19 protein-coding genes are annotated in these 16,251 nt (G+C 69.2%); 8 read left to right on the top strand and 11 right to left on the bottom strand.

The window, feature by feature from the left end; translation table 11 throughout:
- The first annotated feature begins 20 nt into the window (after positions 1-20).
- From ASG17_RS00600 to ASG17_RS00585, 4 genes are all read left to right on the top strand, one after another.
- Positions 21-554 carry a CHAP domain-containing protein gene (locus tag ASG17_RS00600; protein WP_235560324.1) on the top strand — a complete coding sequence of 178 codons (534 nt, stop codon included), beginning with the start codon at positions 21-23 and terminating at the stop codon, positions 552-554.
- Between the two features lie 37 nt (positions 555-591).
- The gene (locus ASG17_RS00595) at positions 592-1,551 is read left to right on the top strand and encodes a magnesium transporter CorA family protein (protein WP_056098002.1); all 960 of its coding nucleotides are present in this window, start codon (positions 592-594) and stop codon (positions 1,549-1,551) included.
- Between the two features lie 17 nt (positions 1,552-1,568).
- Complete coding sequence (locus ASG17_RS00590) at positions 1,569-2,348, top strand: tryptophan 2,3-dioxygenase (protein WP_056098889.1); 780 nt, start codon at positions 1,569-1,571, stop codon at positions 2,346-2,348.
- 68 nt (positions 2,349-2,416) lie between these two features.
- Positions 2,417-2,896: a PA2169 family four-helix-bundle protein gene (locus tag ASG17_RS00585; protein WP_056098000.1), complete on the top strand. Its 480-nt coding sequence runs from the start codon at positions 2,417-2,419 to the stop codon at positions 2,894-2,896.
- Between the two features lie 81 nt (positions 2,897-2,977).
- Here ASG17_RS00585 and rplS read toward each other — a convergent pair whose 3' ends face one another.
- Both rplS and trmD read right to left on the bottom strand, forming a co-directional pair.
- Complete coding sequence (gene rplS / locus ASG17_RS00580; protein WP_056097998.1) at positions 2,978-3,403, bottom strand: 50S ribosomal protein L19; 426 nt, start codon at positions 3,401-3,403, stop codon at positions 2,978-2,980.
- Position 3,404: 1 nt separating this feature from the next.
- Complete coding sequence (trmD, locus tag ASG17_RS00575; protein WP_056098885.1) at positions 3,405-4,130, bottom strand: tRNA (guanosine(37)-N1)-methyltransferase TrmD; 726 nt, start codon at positions 4,128-4,130, stop codon at positions 3,405-3,407.
- 46 nt (positions 4,131-4,176) lie between these two features.
- Here trmD and ASG17_RS00570 point away from each other — a divergent pair, with 46 nt between their 5' ends.
- Positions 4,177-5,775, top strand: coding sequence for a DUF5597 domain-containing protein (locus tag ASG17_RS00570; protein ID WP_082496035.1), 1,599 nt, complete (start codon positions 4,177-4,179; stop codon positions 5,773-5,775).
- 169 nt (positions 5,776-5,944) lie between these two features.
- On the opposite strand, the gene ASG17_RS00565 is transcribed toward ASG17_RS00570, so the two are convergent.
- The 3 genes from ASG17_RS00565 to ASG17_RS00555 all read right to left on the bottom strand — a co-directional run bounded on the left by ASG17_RS00565 (position 5,945) and on the right by ASG17_RS00555 (position 9,557).
- Positions 5,945-7,147: an NAD(P)/FAD-dependent oxidoreductase gene (locus ASG17_RS00565; RefSeq protein ID WP_056097994.1), complete on the bottom strand. Its 1,203-nt coding sequence runs from the start codon at positions 7,145-7,147 to the stop codon at positions 5,945-5,947.
- A 41-nt stretch (positions 7,148-7,188) separates the two neighbouring features.
- Positions 7,189-7,644, bottom strand: coding sequence for a hypothetical protein (locus ASG17_RS00560; RefSeq protein WP_056097992.1), 456 nt, complete (start codon positions 7,642-7,644; stop codon positions 7,189-7,191).
- A 245-nt stretch (positions 7,645-7,889) separates the two neighbouring features.
- Entirely contained in the window at positions 7,890-9,557 is a 1,668-nt protein-coding gene (locus ASG17_RS00555; protein WP_056097991.1) for a thiamine pyrophosphate-binding protein, read from the bottom strand.
- A 100-nt stretch (positions 9,558-9,657) separates the two neighbouring features.
- Between ASG17_RS00555 and ASG17_RS00550 the strand changes: the two genes are divergently transcribed.
- A complete protein-coding gene (locus ASG17_RS00550; RefSeq protein WP_056097990.1) occupies positions 9,658-9,795 on the top strand; it encodes an entericidin A/B family lipoprotein in 138 nt (45 codons plus the stop codon).
- A 40-nt stretch (positions 9,796-9,835) separates the two neighbouring features.
- On the opposite strand, the gene truA is transcribed toward ASG17_RS00550, so the two are convergent.
- The 6 genes from truA to ASG17_RS00520 are packed head-to-tail and all read right to left on the bottom strand — an operon-like array spanning position 9,836 to position 13,753.
- Positions 9,836-10,573, bottom strand: a complete 738-nt coding sequence (gene truA / locus ASG17_RS00545) for a tRNA pseudouridine(38-40) synthase TruA (RefSeq protein ID WP_056097988.1) — start codon at positions 10,571-10,573, stop codon at positions 9,836-9,838.
- Positions 10,573-11,496 carry a methionyl-tRNA formyltransferase gene (gene fmt, locus ASG17_RS00540; protein WP_056097986.1) on the bottom strand — a complete coding sequence of 308 codons (924 nt, stop codon included), beginning with the start codon at positions 11,494-11,496 and terminating at the stop codon, positions 10,573-10,575. The genes truA and fmt overlap by 1 nt, the downstream gene beginning before the upstream one ends.
- Before the next feature lie 27 nt (positions 11,497-11,523).
- Positions 11,524-11,736, bottom strand: a complete 213-nt coding sequence (locus ASG17_RS00535; protein WP_056097984.1) for a hypothetical protein — start codon at positions 11,734-11,736, stop codon at positions 11,524-11,526.
- On the bottom strand, positions 11,736-12,320 hold the full coding sequence (def, locus tag ASG17_RS00530; RefSeq protein WP_056097982.1) for a peptide deformylase: 585 nt from the start codon (positions 12,318-12,320) through the stop codon (positions 11,736-11,738). Before def ends, ASG17_RS00535 begins: the two co-directional genes overlap by 1 nt.
- 31 nt (positions 12,321-12,351) lie before the next feature.
- Complete coding sequence (locus ASG17_RS00525) at positions 12,352-12,768, bottom strand: acyl-CoA thioesterase (protein ID WP_056097980.1); 417 nt, start codon at positions 12,766-12,768, stop codon at positions 12,352-12,354.
- The gene (locus ASG17_RS00520; RefSeq protein ID WP_056097978.1) at positions 12,758-13,753 is read right to left on the bottom strand and encodes an SIS domain-containing protein; all 996 of its coding nucleotides are present in this window, start codon (positions 13,751-13,753) and stop codon (positions 12,758-12,760) included. Before ASG17_RS00520 ends, ASG17_RS00525 begins: the two co-directional genes overlap by 11 nt.
- A 168-nt stretch (positions 13,754-13,921) precedes the next feature.
- Here ASG17_RS00520 and ASG17_RS00515 point away from each other — a divergent pair, with 168 nt between their 5' ends.
- Both ASG17_RS00515 and ASG17_RS00510 read left to right on the top strand, forming a co-directional pair.
- Positions 13,922-14,680, top strand: a complete 759-nt coding sequence (locus ASG17_RS00515; protein ID WP_056097975.1) for an inositol monophosphatase family protein — start codon at positions 13,922-13,924, stop codon at positions 14,678-14,680.
- On the top strand, positions 14,589-16,127 hold the full coding sequence (locus ASG17_RS00510) for an N-acetylneuraminate synthase family protein (protein ID WP_056097974.1): 1,539 nt from the start codon (positions 14,589-14,591) through the stop codon (positions 16,125-16,127). The genes ASG17_RS00515 and ASG17_RS00510 overlap by 92 nt, the downstream gene beginning before the upstream one ends.
- Positions 16,128-16,251 lie beyond the last annotated feature (124 nt).

Raw genomic sequence — 16,251 nt, 5'->3', positions numbered from 1 at the left:
CGGGATATCCAGCGAACATGATGAAACAGCTCAAAGCCGCTGTGGTTGCAGCGACCCTTGCTTTTTCTCTGTTCGGCGTCACCGCGCCGGCGTCGGCGAAGGCCGACGAGCCCTACTGGCAGTGCGTGACCTTCGCCCGGATGTTCTCGGGCATCCAGATCTTCGGCGACGCGTGGACCTGGTGGAACCAGGCGACCAGCCGCTTCCGCACCGGCCGCGCGCCGGAAACCGGCTCGGTGCTGGTCTTCCGTCCCGAGGGCCGGATGAGCCGGGGCCACGTCGCCGTCGTCTCCGACATCCTGACCGACCGCGTCATCCGCGTGACCCACGCCAACTGGGGCGGCAGCCGCGGCCGGGTCGAGGAGAACGTCACCGTCGTCGACGTCTCGGGCGCCAACGACTGGTCGCAGGTCAAGGTCTGGTACAATCCGATCCACGACCTGGGCACCACGGTCTATCCGACCTACGGCTTCATCTACCACGGCGCCCGCGACGCCTACCGCGCCGGGACCGAGATCGCCTCGGTCGCCACGCCGGGCGCCGGCCACAACTAGGCTTTCCGGCCCGGGGGTTTTGGCCGCATAAGGCCCCATGATCCGGCTTTACCGCGCGGGCGGTGCGACCTGCGAAATCCACACGCCTCGACCCGGCGAAAGCCTGGGGCCCGACGTCATCTGGCTGGACCTGGTCGCCCCGACGCGCGACGAGGAACTGGGGCTGGAGGCGGCCCTGAACCTGTCGATCCCCACCCGCGAGGAGATGCAGGAGCTGGAGGCGTCCAGCCGCGTCTATCGCGACGACGGCACCATCTATGCGACCGCAGACCTGATCCACAACGGCGACGCGGACATCCCCGCCATCGACCCGGTCACCTTCATCCTGACCGGCGGGCCGCTGATCACCATCCGCTATTTCAACCCGCGCCCGTTCGCCACGCTGGACGCCAAGCTGGCCAAGGAGCCGGCCCTGTGCGACGCGGGCCCGGCGCTGTTCCTGCACCTGATGGAGGCGGTGATCGACCGCAACTCCGACGTGCTGTCCAAGACCGTGACGCGGGTCGAGGCGATTTCGAACCACGTCTTCGCCGAGGGGCGCACGGTCGGGTTCGAGAAGCTGATCACCAAGCTGGGCCGGGCCCAGATCGCCAACGCCCGGCTGGAGCAGAGCCTGGCGGGCCTGCTGCGGGTTTTCGCCTTCGTCAATCTGGACGGCCAGCTGGCGCATGACGCCGACCGGCGCGAACATCTGCGGTCGCTCAGCGCGGACGCCCAGAGCCTGATCACCCACAATCAGGCGATCGCGGCCAACATCAACTTCCAGCTCTCAGCCGCCTTGGGCCTGATCAACATCGAGCAGTCGTCGATCATCAAGATCTTTTCGGTGGCGGCCGTGGCCTTCATGCCGCCGACGCTGATCGCCTCCATCTACGGCATGAATTTCGATCACATGCCCGAGCTGCACTGGATGGGCGGCTATCCCACGGCCGTCGCGGCGATGGTGGTGGCGGCGATCCTGCCGCTGCTGTGGTTCAAGAAGAAGGGCTGGCTGTGAGCGACGCGCCTTCGGACATGACCTACGCCGGCTATCTGGCGCTGGATGAACTGCTGGCGGCGCAGAAGCCGCTGTCGGATCAGCATGACGAGATGCTGTTCGTCATCATCCACCAGACCAAGGAGCTGTGGCTCAAGCAGATCCTGCACGAGGTCGGACTGGCCATGGCGCGGATCGGCGCGGGAGACCTGGGCGCCAGCTACAAGAGCCTGGCCCGCGTCAGCCGCATCCAGGCGGTGATGACCCAGAGCTGGGACATCCTGTCCACCCTGACGCCGGCGGACTACCTGCGGTTCCGGGGCGTGCTGGGCTCCAGCTCGGGCTTTCAGAGCGACCAGTTCCGGCGGCTGGAGAGCATGCTGGGTCTGAAGGATCCGCGCTTCCTGGTCTTCCATGAAGATCGGCCCGCGGCCTGGGCGGCGCTGAAGGCGGCGCTGGATGCGCCCAGTCTCTATGATCTGGCGCTGGAGCAACTGGCCAAAGCGGGCGTGGATGTTCCGGCCGAGGTGCTGGGCCGCGACGTCAGCCAGCCCTATCAGCCGTCCGAGGCCGTCGAGGCGGCGTGGCTGGAGGTCTACCGCGACACCGAACGCCATTGGGCCCTGTATCAACTGGCCGAGAAGCTGGTCGATCTGGACGACGCCCTGACCACCTGGCGGCACAAGCACGTCGTGACGGTCGAGCGGATCATCGGGCGGCGGCGCGGCACGGGCGGGACCGACGGCGCGGCCTATCTGGCCTCGACGCTGGAGCGGCGCTGCTTCCCCGAGCTGTGGTCGCTGCGCACCAGGCTGTGAGGCTTTGGGCCCGGACGGGCGAAACCTCAGCGGGTCGATAGGCGTTTCCTGAAGGAACGGAGACCCGAATGTCCAACCCCAACGACCATGACATCCAAGTTCTGAACGGCCTGATCGGCGCGGCCCTGGACAGCGCCGACATCTATCGCGACGCCGCCGCCGAGACCGAAGACGCCAGCCGCCGCGCCCTGCTGGAAGAACGCAGCTTCGCCCGCCGCGACGTGGCCGGCGAGCTTCAGGGGGCCGTGCGCGGCCTGGGCGGCGAGCCGGCCGAGAGCGGTTCGATCCTGGCCAAGGGCAAGCGCGCCCTGATGGACATCCGCCACGCCCTGATGCCGGACACCGCGCCCATCGACGCCATCGATGCGGACCAGGGGATCGGCCAGCGCTTCGAGAAGGCGATCGCCGACCCGAAGCTGTCCGCCACGACCCGCGAAACCATCCGCCGGGCCCACGCCAGCGTCGCCGACGGCCAGGCGGAAATGCGGGGCCTGAAGCACAGTCTGGAAGGCCAGAGGGACGCCAGCGGCGAACTGTTCCCGAACTAGCGGCGCTTGAGCGGACGCTCGAAATGCAAAAAGCCCCGGCGTTTCCGCCGGGGCTTTTCAGTATCTGACGTCAGCCTGATTTCAGGATTCGGCGTCCGGGGTGTCGGCCGTGCCGGTGACCGGCACCTGGGCGCCCTTGGGCGCGCGGGCGGTCTGGCGCTCGGCGATCCGGGCCGACTTACCGCGACGGTCGCGCAGGTAGTACAGCTTGGCGCGCCGGACGACGCCGCGGCGCTTCACTTCGATCGACTCGACGTTCGGCGACAGGATCGGGAAGCGGCGTTCGACGCCCTCGCCGAAGGAAATCTTGCGCACGGTGAAGGTCTCGCTGATGCCGCCGCCGTCACGGGCGATGCAGACGCCTTCAAAGGCCTGGACGCGCTCGCGCTCGCCTTCCTTGATCTTCACATTGACGCGCAGGGTGTCGCCGGGCTGGAAGTCCGGGATCTTGCGGTCGCCCAGGACGCGGGCTTTTTCTTCGGCGTTCAGCTGCTGAACGATATTCATGTCATGTCTCCACGGGCTTTGCGCCCTTTAGCTGTAAGTTGGCGAGGTGGGCGGCCCAGAGGTCTGGACGCCGTTCCCGCGTGGTCTCTTCCCGCTGCTTCTGACGCCAGGATGCGACCTTCTTGTGGTCGCCCGACAGCAGGACCTCGGGTATCTCCAGCCCCTCGAACGTCCGCGGTCGCGTGAACTGCGGATGTTCCAGAAGGCCGTCCTCGAAACTCTCGGACGACAGGCTTTCGCCCGAGCCGAGCACTCCGGGGATCAGTCGTACGCACGCCTCGATCGCCACCATCGCCGCCGCCTCGCCACCGGCCAGGACCGCGTCGCCGACGGCGACCTCCTCGAACCCCCGGGCGTCGAGCACCCGCTGGTCCACCCCCTCGAACCGGCCGCAAAGGACGACAATGCCGTCCGCCTTGGCCCATTCCTTCACGCGTGCCTGGGTCAGGGGCCGACCCCGGGCGCTCATGTACAAAAGCGGCCGCTTTGGCCCCGACAGGCTATCCACCGCCCGGGCCACCACGTCCGCCTTGAGCACAGCTCCCGCGCCGCCGCCCGCAGGGGTGTCGTCGAGGAAGCCGCGCCTATCCTCGCTGAAGCCCCGGATGTCAAGGGTTTCCAGGCTCCACAGCCCCTTCTCGCGCCACGCCGTGCCGATCAGCGACACCCCCAGCGGGCCCGGAAAGGCCTCGGGGAACATGGTCAGGACGGTAGCGGTGAAGGGCATGGGGCGGGTCCATAGCCGATCGCGGCCGGATCGGACATGGTGGGGGATGCAAGCTTCCTGGAACGCCATGCGCCGCATCGCCTTCTGCGTGATCGCCGCCCTCACCCTGACCGCCGGGGCCGCGCCGGCGGAGAGTATCCCGCGCCTGGTTCCGCACGAGGATACGCTGCAGCTGCTGGTCGACGACCGGCCGTTCGTCATGCTGGCCGGCGAACTGGGTAACTCCACCGCCTCGACGCCGCAGTCGATGGCCCCGCATTGGGAAACACTGCAGCGCGCCGGGCTGAACACCGTGCTGGCGCCCGTGTCGTGGGAGCTGATCGAGCCGGAGGAGGGGCGGTTCGATTTCGCCTCGGTCGACAGCCTGCTGGAGGGCGCGCGGGCGCACGACCAGCGGCTGGTGATCTTGTGGTTCGGGGCGTGGAAGAATTCCATGTCCAGCTACGTCCCGGCCTGGGTGAAGCGGGACGCGGCGCGGTTTCCCCGCACGACGAACGCTGAGGGGCGGCGGCAGGAGATCCTGTCGGCCTTCGATCCGGCGACGCGGGACGCCGATGCGGCGGCCTTCGCGGCGCTGATGGGCCATCTGGCGCGGGTGGACGGCGAGCGGCGGACCGTGATCATGGTGCAGGCCGAGAACGAGATCGGCTTCCTGCCCACTGCGAGGGAGCATGGCCCGGTCGCCGATGCAGCCTGGGCCGGTCAGGTTCCCGCCGAACTGCTGGCGCGGATGGCGCCCGGCCGCTCCGGCAGCTGGGGGCGGGTGTTCGGCGACACGCCGGCGGGCGAGGAGATTTTCCAGGCCTGGGCCTACGCCCGCTACGCCGAGGCGGTCGCTGCGGCGGGCAAGGCGCGATACCCGCTGCCGATGTATGTCGATGCGGCCCTGAACCGGCCGGGCGTCGCGCCGGGCGGATACCCCAGCGCGGGGCCGTTGGCGCATCTGTTCCCGGTCTGGGACGCGGGCGCGCCGTCGATCGACCTGCTGGCGCCGGACATCTATTTCGAGGGGTTCGCGGACTGGATCGCGCCCTACGACCGGCCGGGCGAGGCCCTGTTCATCCCCGAGGCCAACCGGGCCAACCGGGCCGACACCGTCGCCAACGCCCTGTTCGCCATCGGCCGCCACGACGCCATCGGCTTCAGCCCCTTCTCCATAGAGAACCTGACCCCGGAAAAGGCGGATGAGCTGGAGACGCTCTACCGCCAAGTCGAGGGCGCCTGGCCCTTGATCGCACCCGCGCGCGGGACGGATCGGCTGGACGGCTTCCGGGCGCGGGTCGGGGACGACGGCGTGGCGATGGCGGATACGGAAACGATGCGGATGGGCGACTGGGTGCTGACCTTGACGCCGGTCGATCCGTGGACGCCGCGCGACCAGCAGGACCTGCGCGGCCACGGAGCCTTAGTGCTGCAGACCGGCGCCGACGAACTGGTCGTCATCGGCACGGGCGTGACCATCACGATCGCCGCCGCCGATCCGGCGAAGGTGGCGGGGCTGGAGAGCGTCTGGCTGGGCGAGTACGCGGCGGGCGAGTGGAAGCCCCTGCGCCTGCTGAACGGCGACGAGACCCATCAGGGGCGGCACGTCCGCCTGACGCCGGGGCCCGTGCAGACGCAGGTGGTGCGGCTTTACGCCTACTGAGCCTTAACCCGCTCATCCCCTCGGACGAGGGGATCCAGTGCTTTGGCTTCAGGCGGGACGGCCGCCGGGGTGCGCGGGGTTCTCACTGGATCCCCGCGTCCGCGGGGATGCGCGGAACAGGAAGTCTGCGCTCAAGCAGCGCGCGACCGCGTCGCGCGCGTTAGCGCCCCTAACAGGATTGCCCGGCGCACCAGCCGGACGACCAGGCCCACTGGAAATTATAGCCGCCCAGCCAGCCGGTGATGTCCACCGCCTCGCCGATGATGAACAGGCCGGGGACGGACTTGGCCTCCATGGTCTGCTGGTCCAGTTGGTCGACAGCGACGCCGCCCAGGGTGACCTCGGCGGTGCGATAGCCCTCGGTGCCGACGGGTTTGACGGTCCAGGCGTTCACCGCTTCGTCCAGCTTGCGCAGGGTCTTGTCGCCGACCTCGGCCAGCTTGCCCTTCACGCCGGCGCGATCCGTGACGCTCTCGGCTAGGCGGCGCGGGATGATGTGGCCCAGCGCGGTGTGGACCATCTGCTTGCCGTTCTCTTCCTTGGCCGCTTTCAGCCGGTCGTAGACGGCCTCGCCCGGCGCCATGGCGACGGTGATCGGCTCGCCCTCGCGCCAGTAGGAGCTGATCTGCAGGATCGACGGGCCCGACAGACCCCGATGGGTAAAGAGCATCGCCTCCTTAAAAGTGGGCCTATCGCCCTTCGGGCTACTTGAGGCCAGGGTGACCACTGCATCCACCGCCACGCCCGCCAGAGGCGTCAGCTGCTCCATCAGACCGGGCTCGAAGGTCAGGGGAACGAGCGCCGGGCGGGTGTCGGTGACGCGCAGCCCGAACGCGCGAGCCGTGTCGTAGGCCCAGCCGGTCGCGCCCATCTTGGGGATCGACTTGCCGCCTGTCGCCAGCACCAGCGACCTGGCCGTCACGGACGATCCGTCCGACAGGGCCACCTCGAAGCCGGCGGCCGTCTTGCCCACCCGCTCCACCGACACGCCCAGCGACAGGACCGCGCCCGCCGCGCGCATGTCGTCGGTCAGCATCCGCACGATCTGTTTGGCGCTGTCGTCGCAGAAAAGCTGGCCCAGCGTCTTCTCGTGCCAGGCGATGCCGGCCTTATCGACGCGCTTGATGAAGTCGTGCTGGCTGTAGCGCTTCAGGGCCGAGGTCGCGAAGCGCGGATTCTCGCCCAGGAAGGCGTGCGGGCCGCAGCCGGTGTTGGTGAAGTTGCAGCGCCCGCCGCCGGAGATGCGGATCTTCTCGCCGGGCGCGCGGGCGTGGTCGACGATGCGGACCGAGCGGCCGCGCCGGGCGGCCTCGATGGCGCACATCATGCCGGCCGCGCCGGCGCCAACGATCAGGACATCCACCGTTCGCATGCGAGCGGCTTACAGCCTGACCGGCCGTCAGGAAATCGCCCTTACGAGATCCAGGTATTGCGGCAGTCGGGGGCGGTCCAGCCGGCGAAGCCCGAAAACACCCGGCATTCGACGCCCATGCCGGCCAGGGGGCCATGCATGATCCCGGATTCGACCACGGCGCCGCGCCCGTCATAGCGCGGCCGCTTGAAGGACACCCACTGGATGCGCTCGCCCGGCGCCGGGCGGGCGTCGGGGTCGAAGGTGCGCGGGAAGCTGAGGCCGTACTGGCTCCAGTTGCAGCGCGGCGACCAGCCTGAGCCTTCGCCGTCCAGCCACAGCGGCGGCGGCAGGCGGTCGGTGGTATTGAACTGGTAGTGCTCCTTGGCCACGGCGGCGATGACGGCGCAGTCGTTGCCGTTGTCGGCCATCGGCGGCGGGGCGCCGGGATCGCCGGGCGTGGCGCAGGCGGAGACGGCCAGGGCCGCCACGGACGAGATCAGGACGAAGGCGCGCATAAAGGGGCTCCCGGAGCGATCAGGCTTCGAGCTTGCGAAAGCTTTGCGGCGGAGATGCGTTCCCTCCAACCCCCTCTCCCAGAGGGAGAGGGCTTGAGCGCACGGCGGCGATAGCCGTCGTTCTGGCGCGAAAGGGTGAGGGGTATTCCCTCACAGGATAGCGTGGTCCCCTCACCCTTTCGGCTTGGCCAATCGCTTCGCTCTTGGAGCCTCAAGCCCTCTCCCTCTGGGAGAGGGTTCGGCGCCTAGCCGCCCCGTAGCTGGCTCAGCGTTCTTCCCGGCGCGATGTCCTCGGGCGAGGTCAGCAGGTGGATCACCGCCGGTTCGCCGGCGGCTCGGGCGGCGGCGAGGGCGGCGGGGAAGGCTTCGGTGGTCTCGCAGCGGATGCCGAAGGCGCCGAAGGCGCGGGCGTAGGCGACGAAGTCGGGGTTCTTCAGGTCGGTGGCGATGACCCGGTGCGGATAGTCGCGCTCCTGGTGCATGCGGATCGTGCCGTAGGTGCCGTTGTCGACGATGACGACGACGACGTTCAGCCCGTACTGGACGGCGGTAGCCAGCTCCTGGCCGGTCATCAGGTACTCGCCGTCGCCGGCCACGCAGATGACCTCGCGCTCGGGATGGACGCTCTTGGCGGCCAGGGCGGCGGGATAGCCGTAGCCCATCGCGCCGGACGTCGGGGCCAGCTGGGTGCCCTTCGTATGGTGCTTGTGGAAGCGGTGCAGCCAGGCGGCGTAGTTGCCGGCGCCGTTAGTCAGGATGGCGTCGGCGGGCAGGACCTCGCCCAGGTGGCGGATCACCTGGCTCATGTTCACGTCGCCGGTGACGCTGACCGGCTCTATGAAGGCCTCGAAGTCGGCATGGGCCTGGGCGGCCAGGTCGGGCCAGCTGCGGATAGGCTGGGTCTGGGCCAGCGCCAGGGCGGCCAGGCTGTTGTCGGCCGTGGCGCTCATCAGGGTCGGCCAGACGCGGCCTAGCTCTTCGGCGCCCGGGTGGATGTGGATCAGGCGATCGGCGATCTCGGCCCGGTCGAACAGGCTGTAGCCCTGGGTCGGGTTCTCGCCCAGGCGCGCGCCGATGGCGACGATCAGGTCGGCGTCTTTCACCCGCTGGATCAGCCTGGGGTTCGGCCCCAGTCCCAGGTCGCCGGCGTAGTTGGAGCGGTCGTTGTCGATCAGGTCCTTGCGGCGGAACGACAGGGCGACGGGGATGCCCAGCTTCTCGGACCACACGGCGATGGCGTCGGCGGCCGCCTGCGACCAGCCGGACCCGCCCAGGATCAGCAGCGGCCGCTCGGCCTGGCCCAGCCGTTCGGCGACGGCCTGGGCGAAGGCGGGGTCCAGCGCGGCCTTGGCCGGTTCGACCGCGCGGCGCGGCGCCGGGCCGCCGTCGGCGGTCAGGATGTCTTCGGGCAGGGCAATGACGACCGGCCCCATCCGGCCCTGAAGCGCGGTGGCGAAGGCGCGCTCCACGATCTCGACCGTACGGTCCGCGCTCTCGATCTCGGTCGCCCATTTGGCCAGACCGCCGAAGACCTGGCGGTAGTCGACCTCCTGGAAGGCGCCCCGCCCCCGGTCGGCCAGCGCCACCTGGCCGACGAACAGGATCATCGGCGTGGAATCCTGATGCGCCGTGTGCACGCCGATGGAGGCGTGGGTCGCGCCCGGCCCGCGCGTGACCATGCAGATGCCGGGCTTGCCGGTCAGCTTGCCGTAGGCCTCGGCCATGTTGGCGGCGCCGGCCTCGTTGCGGCAGGCGATGACCTGGATGCGGTCGGTCACGTCGGCCAGGGCGTCCAGCACGGCCAGATAGCTTTCGCCCGGCACGCAGAAGACCCGGTCGACGCCGTTGGCGACCAGGGTTTCGACCAGGCGCTGGGCGGCGGTGGGGGTGGCGGAGTGTGGCGTCGAGGTCATGGACGCGCCCGTAGCAGACACGACCGCATCTTGGCCATGCAACCGTGTGGCCAAGCTTGGCGTTCAGCGCCCGTCATCCACTCCCCCAAGGGATTCTATCATGCGCAAGATCGTCGTCTTCACCCTGGTCGCCGCCGCCCTGGCCGTCTCGGCCTGCAACACCGTTTCGGGCGTCGGCCGCGACGTCTCGGCCGCCGGTTCGGCCGTGGCCTCGGGCGCGGAAGCCGCCAAGAACTAAGAATGCTCCGCTCGTCCCGGCTTTCGCCGGGGCGAGCGGATCAATACCGCACGCCCGTCAGATACAGCCCCGTGGCCGGCGCCACGGGGCCGCAGGCGCGTCGGTCGCGCGCGGCCAGCGCCGCGCCGAGATCGTCGGGCGCCCAGCGGCCAAGGCCGACCTCGGCCAGCGATCCCACCATCGAGCGAACCTGACGGTGCAGGAAGCTGCGCGCCGCGAAGCGCACGTGGATCTCCTCGCCCGCCCGCGTCACCTCGGCCACGTCGAGCGTCCGCATCGGGCTGTCGGCCTGGCACTGGGCGTCGCGGAAGGTGGTGAAGTCGTGGTGGCCGATCAGGGCCTTCGCCGCCGCCCGCATCGCGTCTGCGTCCAGAGCCTTCTTCAGGTGCCAGACCCGGCCCTTGTCCAGCGCCGGCGGGCCGGGGCGATTGAGGATGCGATAGAGATAGCGCCGCCCGGTCGCCGAGAAACGGGCGTGCCAGTCGTTCTCGGACTCCACACAGTCCAGCACCGAGACCGCCTCATGAATGAGGTGGGCGTTCAGGGCGTTCACGACGGTTCGGGCGGGCCAGGCCTTGTCCAGATCGACCTGGACCACCTGGCCGGTGGCGTGGACGCCGGTGTCGGTGCGGCCGGCGGCGGCGATGCGGATGCTCTCGCCGGAAAAGGCGAGCACGGCGGTCTCGATGGCGCCCTGCACAGTCGGCTGGCCGGCCTGGGCCTGAAAGCCGTTGTAGCCGGAGCCGTCGTATTCGACGGTGAGGCGGTAGCGAGGCATCAGCCGAGCCGCGCGCCGGTCGGAAGCGCGAACCCGCGCAGGAAGTCCTCGGCCGACTGGGCCGCACGGCCCTCGCGCTGAACGCGGCTCAGGCGGACCGCGCCGTCGCCGCAGGCGATCTGCAGTCCGCCGTCCAGCACCTGGCCCGGCGCGCCCGTGCCCTGGGCGACGGCGGACATCAGGGCCTTGATGCGGACCGGGCCGTCGGGGCCGGGGGCCTCGAACCAGGCGCCGGGGAAGGGCGACAGGCCGCGGATGTGCGCGTCGACTTGGGCGGCCGGGCGGGTCCAGTCGATGCGGGCCTCGGCGGGCTTGATCTTCCGGGCGTAGGTCGGCTCGCCCGCCTGGGGCGTCTCGGTGACGCCGCCGCGCTCGATGGCGGCCAATGCTCTTGGCCAAAGCCCGGCGCCGATGGTCGCCATCCGCTCGGCCAGCGACGCGGAGGTGTCGTCGGGGCGGATGGTGACCTGTTCGGACAGCAGGATGGCGCCCTCGTCCAGGCCCTCACTCATCCGCATGATCTGGACGCCCGTCTCGCGGTCGCCGGCCATGACGGCGCGCTGGATCGGGGCCGCGCCGCGCCAGCGCGGCAGCAGCGAGCCGTGCAGGTTGAAACAGCCCAGACGCGGCGCCTCAAGCACCGCCGGCAGCAGGATCTGGCCATAGGCGACGACGCAGGCCGCATCGAGGTCCAGGCTCTGGAAGGTTTCGACGGCCTCGGGCGCCTTCAGGCTCTCGGGCGTGAAGACCGGCAGGCCCATGGTCTCGGCCAGGACCTGGACGGGGGACGGCTTGACGGTCTGGCCGCGGCCGCGCGGGCGGGGCGGCTGGGAATAGACCGCGACGATGTCGTGCCCTGAGGCGATCAGCTCGCCCAGGGACGGCACGGCGAATTCGGGGGTTCCCATGAAGGCGATGCGCATGGGCGGGCGTTTAGCCCGTGAGCGGACTTACTGCCAGCGCGTGGAGACGCCGCCGCCCTCGTCCCACTCGCCGCCCGCGTCCATGGCGTCGTCGAAGTCGAGCAGGCGGTCGATGATGACGCCGGCCACGACGCCGGCCAGGGCGACGGCCGCCAGGGTGATGACGCCGCCGACGCCCAGGCGCTCGCTGCGCGTCATCCGGCGCCGGCCGTGGCGGTCGGTGATACGGTCACGACCCATCAGGCGGCCACCCGATCGCGCGCCATCTTCTTGACCTTGGTCACTGCGCGCTCGCGCTTCAGGCGCGACAGGTGGTCGATGAACAGGACGCCCTCCAGGTGATCCATCTCGTGCTGGATGCAGACGGCGTACATGCCCGACGCCTCTTCCTCGACCGGCTGGCCTTCATAGTTCAGGTAGCGCAGGCGGACGCGCGCCGGGCGTTCGACGGCGTCGAAATACTCCGGCACCGACAGGCAGCCTTCCTCATAGGAAAACAGTTCGTCGGACGACCAGACGATCTCAGGGTTCACGAAATAACGCGGATTGCGGCGCGCGGCCTCGTCGATCTCCGGCTCCGCGACGTCACCGGCGACATCGGTGTCGCCCAGGTCGCGGTCGCCCAGATCCATGACGATGACGCGCCTGGTCTCGCCGATCTGCACGGCGGCCAGGCCGATGCCGGGGGCGTCGTACATGGTCTCCAGCATGTCATCCATCAGGGCGCGCAAGGGCGCGTCGACGGTCTCGACGGGCTTGGACACCTGCTTGAGGACCTGCAGGTCCGCGCTGTTGTCGATGGTCAGGATGCGGCGGATGGACATGGTCCGGAGGTAGGCCTCGCACCCCGAAAGGTCAAGAATTCGGGGCTGGCGCGCCCTGATCCGGCAGGGGCCTGGGCTTCCGGTCCTGATCGATGGCGACATAGGTGAAGACGCCCTCGGTCACCTTCACCGCCTCGGAATCCGGCTGGCCGCGCGAGCGTTTCCAGGCCTCGACCAGGACGCGGATGGAGGTGCGGCCGGTCCTCACGACCTTGGCGTAGGTCGAGACCTCGTCGCCGATCGACACCGGCTGATGGAAGACCATGCCGTCCAGGGCGATGGTGGCGCAGCGGCCGCGCGCCAGCTCGAACGCCGGGGTGGCGCCGGCAAGGTCCATCTGGGCCAGCAGCCAGCCGCCGAAGATGTCGCCCTCGGGGTTCGCGTCGCCCGGCATGGCGATGACGCGGCCGACCAGCAGATCGGCGGTGGGCGGTCCGTCAGACGACATAGCCGGCCTGCATCAGTTCGGCGATGTGGATGATGGCCACCGGCCGATGGTCCTCGACCACGAACAGGTTGGAGATCTTGTTGGCCGCCAGCAGGTCAATGACGTCGCTCATGCGGGCGTCCGGGCCCACCGTGATCGGGTTCTTGCCCATGAAGTCGGTGGCGCTGATGGCGCCGATGTCCAGCGAGAAGGCGCGGCGGATGTCGCCGTCGGTGATGACACCGACCATGCGGCCCTCGGCGTCCAGCACAGCGACAGAGCCCTTGCGGCCCTCGGTGATGGCCGAGACGACCTCGCTGAAGCGGGCGGTCTCGGGCACGCTGGCGGGCGGGGCGTGGTTGTCGCCCATCCACTCGCGCACGCTCTGCAGGCTCATGCCCAGGGCGCCGCCCGGGTGATGCAGGCCGAAGTCCATGGCCGAGAACTGGCGCCGGTCCATCAGCACCATGGCCAGGGCGTCGCCCAGAGCCAGGGTCATCAGGGTGGAGGTGGTGGGGGCCAGGCCGTTGGGGCAGGCCTCGGCCACGCTGGGCATCAGCAGGGTGACGTCGGAGGCGCGGCCCAGGAAGCTGGACGCGCGCTGGGTCATGCCGATGACCGGGATGTTGTTGCGCTGGCAATAGATCAGCGGATCGCGCAGCTCGCGGCTCTCGCCCGAGTTGGAGATGGCCAGCAGGGTGGTGTCGGACCGCAGCATGCCCAGGTCGCCGTGGCTCATTTCCGCCGGGTGGACGAAGAAGGCGTTGGTGCCTGTGGAGGCCAGGGTGGCGGCGATCTTGCCGCCGATGTGGCCGGACTTGCCCATGCCGGTGACGACGACATAGCCGGGCCGGCCCAGGATCACGTCGCAGGCGCGGGCGATGTTGACGTCGATGGCGCGCTCCAGCGCCTCCAGCGCCTGGACATTCAGCCGCACCACCTCGCGGGCGCGGTCGGTCATGCGGGCGATGTCGTCGGGGGTCGAAAGGGCGAAATCCTGGGTCATGAGAGCGGGAATTGACCCATCCCAGGCCGTTGCACAATGGCGGCGGTCTCGCGCCCATCGGCGGCGTGGCGCTCGCCCGCGAGGCGGCGACGCTTGCGGGCCCGTCGCGACTGGCGATAAGGAGGCGCGCGCGTCCACGGGGGGCGGCATAGCCGGCATCCGGGGATCATGGACGTTCGACCGCTTCTGACCGACGTCATGATGCTGACGGGGGACCTTGTCCCGCGCCTGCAGGCCCTGCGCTACGACGTGACGTGGAAGCCGGACGGCAGTCCGGTGACCCAGGCCGATATCCTGATGGAAACCGAGCTGGGCGACTTCCTGAAGTCGCGCCTGCCCGGCGTGCGGGTGATCGGCGAAGAGACCTTCCAGGACGCGGACGACCAGTCGCCCGAAGGCTGGATCGCCGTGGTCGATCCGATCGACGGCACCGAGAACTTCTGTTCGGGCCTGCCCGAATGGGGCGTGGCCCTGACCCTGTGGAAGGACGGCGCCCACGCCGGCAGCCTGCTGCAGCTGCCCGAGATGGGTCGTCACCTGATGACGGGCGATACGCCGCCCCTGCTGCGCTCGCGCATCGTCGGGGTCTCGTCCACGCTGAAGAACGAGACCCTGGGCGTGCTGGACACGCTGATCGCCGACGGCAAGGCGGCCCAGCCGCCGTCGGATCCCGAGGCCCGCATCCTAGGATGCGCGGTCTACAACCTTTATAACGTCGCGCGCGGGGCTCTCGCTCGCTTCGTCAATCCCCGGGGGGCCTACTCCTGGGATCTTCTGGCCGGCGTAATGCTGGCGCTCGAGAACCGTTGCGACGTCGAGATCGATGGAAAACCCTATGACGGACACTATCTCCAAGCGGGTCGGCGACATCGCGTCGACATACGGCACCGATACGATCTTCATCCTGGGCAAGGGCCCATCGGCTGATCTGGTCCGGCCGGAGGTCTTCGCCGGCTCCCTCGTCATCGCGCTGAACGACGCCGAGCGCATCGCGCCGGCCGACATCACCCTGTTCCACGAGGACTGGGTGAAGACGGCCCTGGCCGGCTCGGGCGGTCGCTCGCGCCTGTACATCACCTCGACCGATTTCCGCCCCGTGCGCGGCGACGTGGTCAAGGCGCCGTACATGCCGCTGAGCCAGGAAAGCTCGGACCTGATGATGCAGCGCTTCCAGTCGGGCGAGTTCGTCCTGGAAGAGGTGCAGTTCCTGTCGGCCCTGAAGGTCGCCCGCATGGCCGCAGAACGCCGCGGCCGGCCGCAGACCGTCTATATGGTCGGCTTCGACTTCCAGACCTCGCTCGGCTACGCCTCGGCCATCACCTCGGACTATGACGAGGCGACGGCCCAGGACCGCGCGGCCAAGATCGCGGCCCAGGAGCATTTCTTCCTCAACGCCCTCTATGTTCTGAAGAACTCCGAGCTGGAGGTCGTGCACGTCGGCGGCCGCAACTTCTCGGGCATGTCGGCCGAGGAGCTGAACGCCCGCTTCATGCCGGCCGAGGCGCGCCGCGCCCACGGGGCGCACGCCGTCACCGTGACGGCTGAGCTGACCACCAACCACTTCGGCGACCGCCACCGGCTGGAGCGCATGATCCGCGCCGCCGCGGCCGCCGGCGCCGACCACGTCAAGCTGCAGAAGCGCGACCCGGATAGTTTCTATTCCGCCGAACAGATGGCCAGCCCCTATGTGTCGCCGTATGGCAAGACGTTCGGGGAATACCGCCATGCGCTGGAGCTGACCCGCGACGACTTCGAGTTCGTGGATGCGCTGTGCAAGGAGCTGGGCGTCGACTGGTTCGCCTCGATCCTGGACCAGAAGTCGTTCGAGTTCATGCTGCAGTTCGATCCGAAGATCGTGAAGCTGCCGTCGACGATCTCGGAGCACACCGACTATCTGAAATACGTCGCCGACAACTACCGGGGCGGCGTGGTGCTCTCGACCGGGATGACGGACACCACGTTCGAGACCTGGGTGCTGGAGAACTTCACCCAGATGGAGACGCTGTATCTGATGCAGGCCAACTCGGCCTATCCGACGCCGCAGCACGACTGCCACGTCGCGGTGGTGCGCCACTATCACGAGCTGTCGCTGAAATATCCGAAGGTCGTTCCGGCCTTCTCGAGCCACGACTTCGGCTGGTTCGGCTCGGCCCTGGCGGCCGCCGCCGGCGCGCGGATGATCGAGAAGCACGTCAAGCTGGGCAACACCGAATGGGCCCACTTCGACGCCGTGGCGGTCGACCTGACCACGCCGGCCTTCAAGGAATACGTCGACAAGATCCGCGAAGCGGAGGTGGTGCTGGGTTCGGCCGAGAAGAAGGTCAACGAGAGCGAGCACCACAAGTATTTCCGCCCCAAGGCCAACGCGTCCTGAGCCTCGGCGCGGGGCGGCGGGCCGGGTGATCAAAACCACTCGCCGCCGCGCCGCTTCGGCCCTATCAAGGTCGGCCAACCCACCGGCGTGAAGTCACGATGACGACCCGAGCCCCGCTTTTCAG

Source organism: Brevundimonas sp. Leaf363 (assembly GCF_001424025.1).
Lineage (GTDB): Bacteria > Pseudomonadota > Alphaproteobacteria > Caulobacterales > Caulobacteraceae > Brevundimonas.
This window is presented reverse-complemented; position numbering and strand designations above follow the sequence as displayed.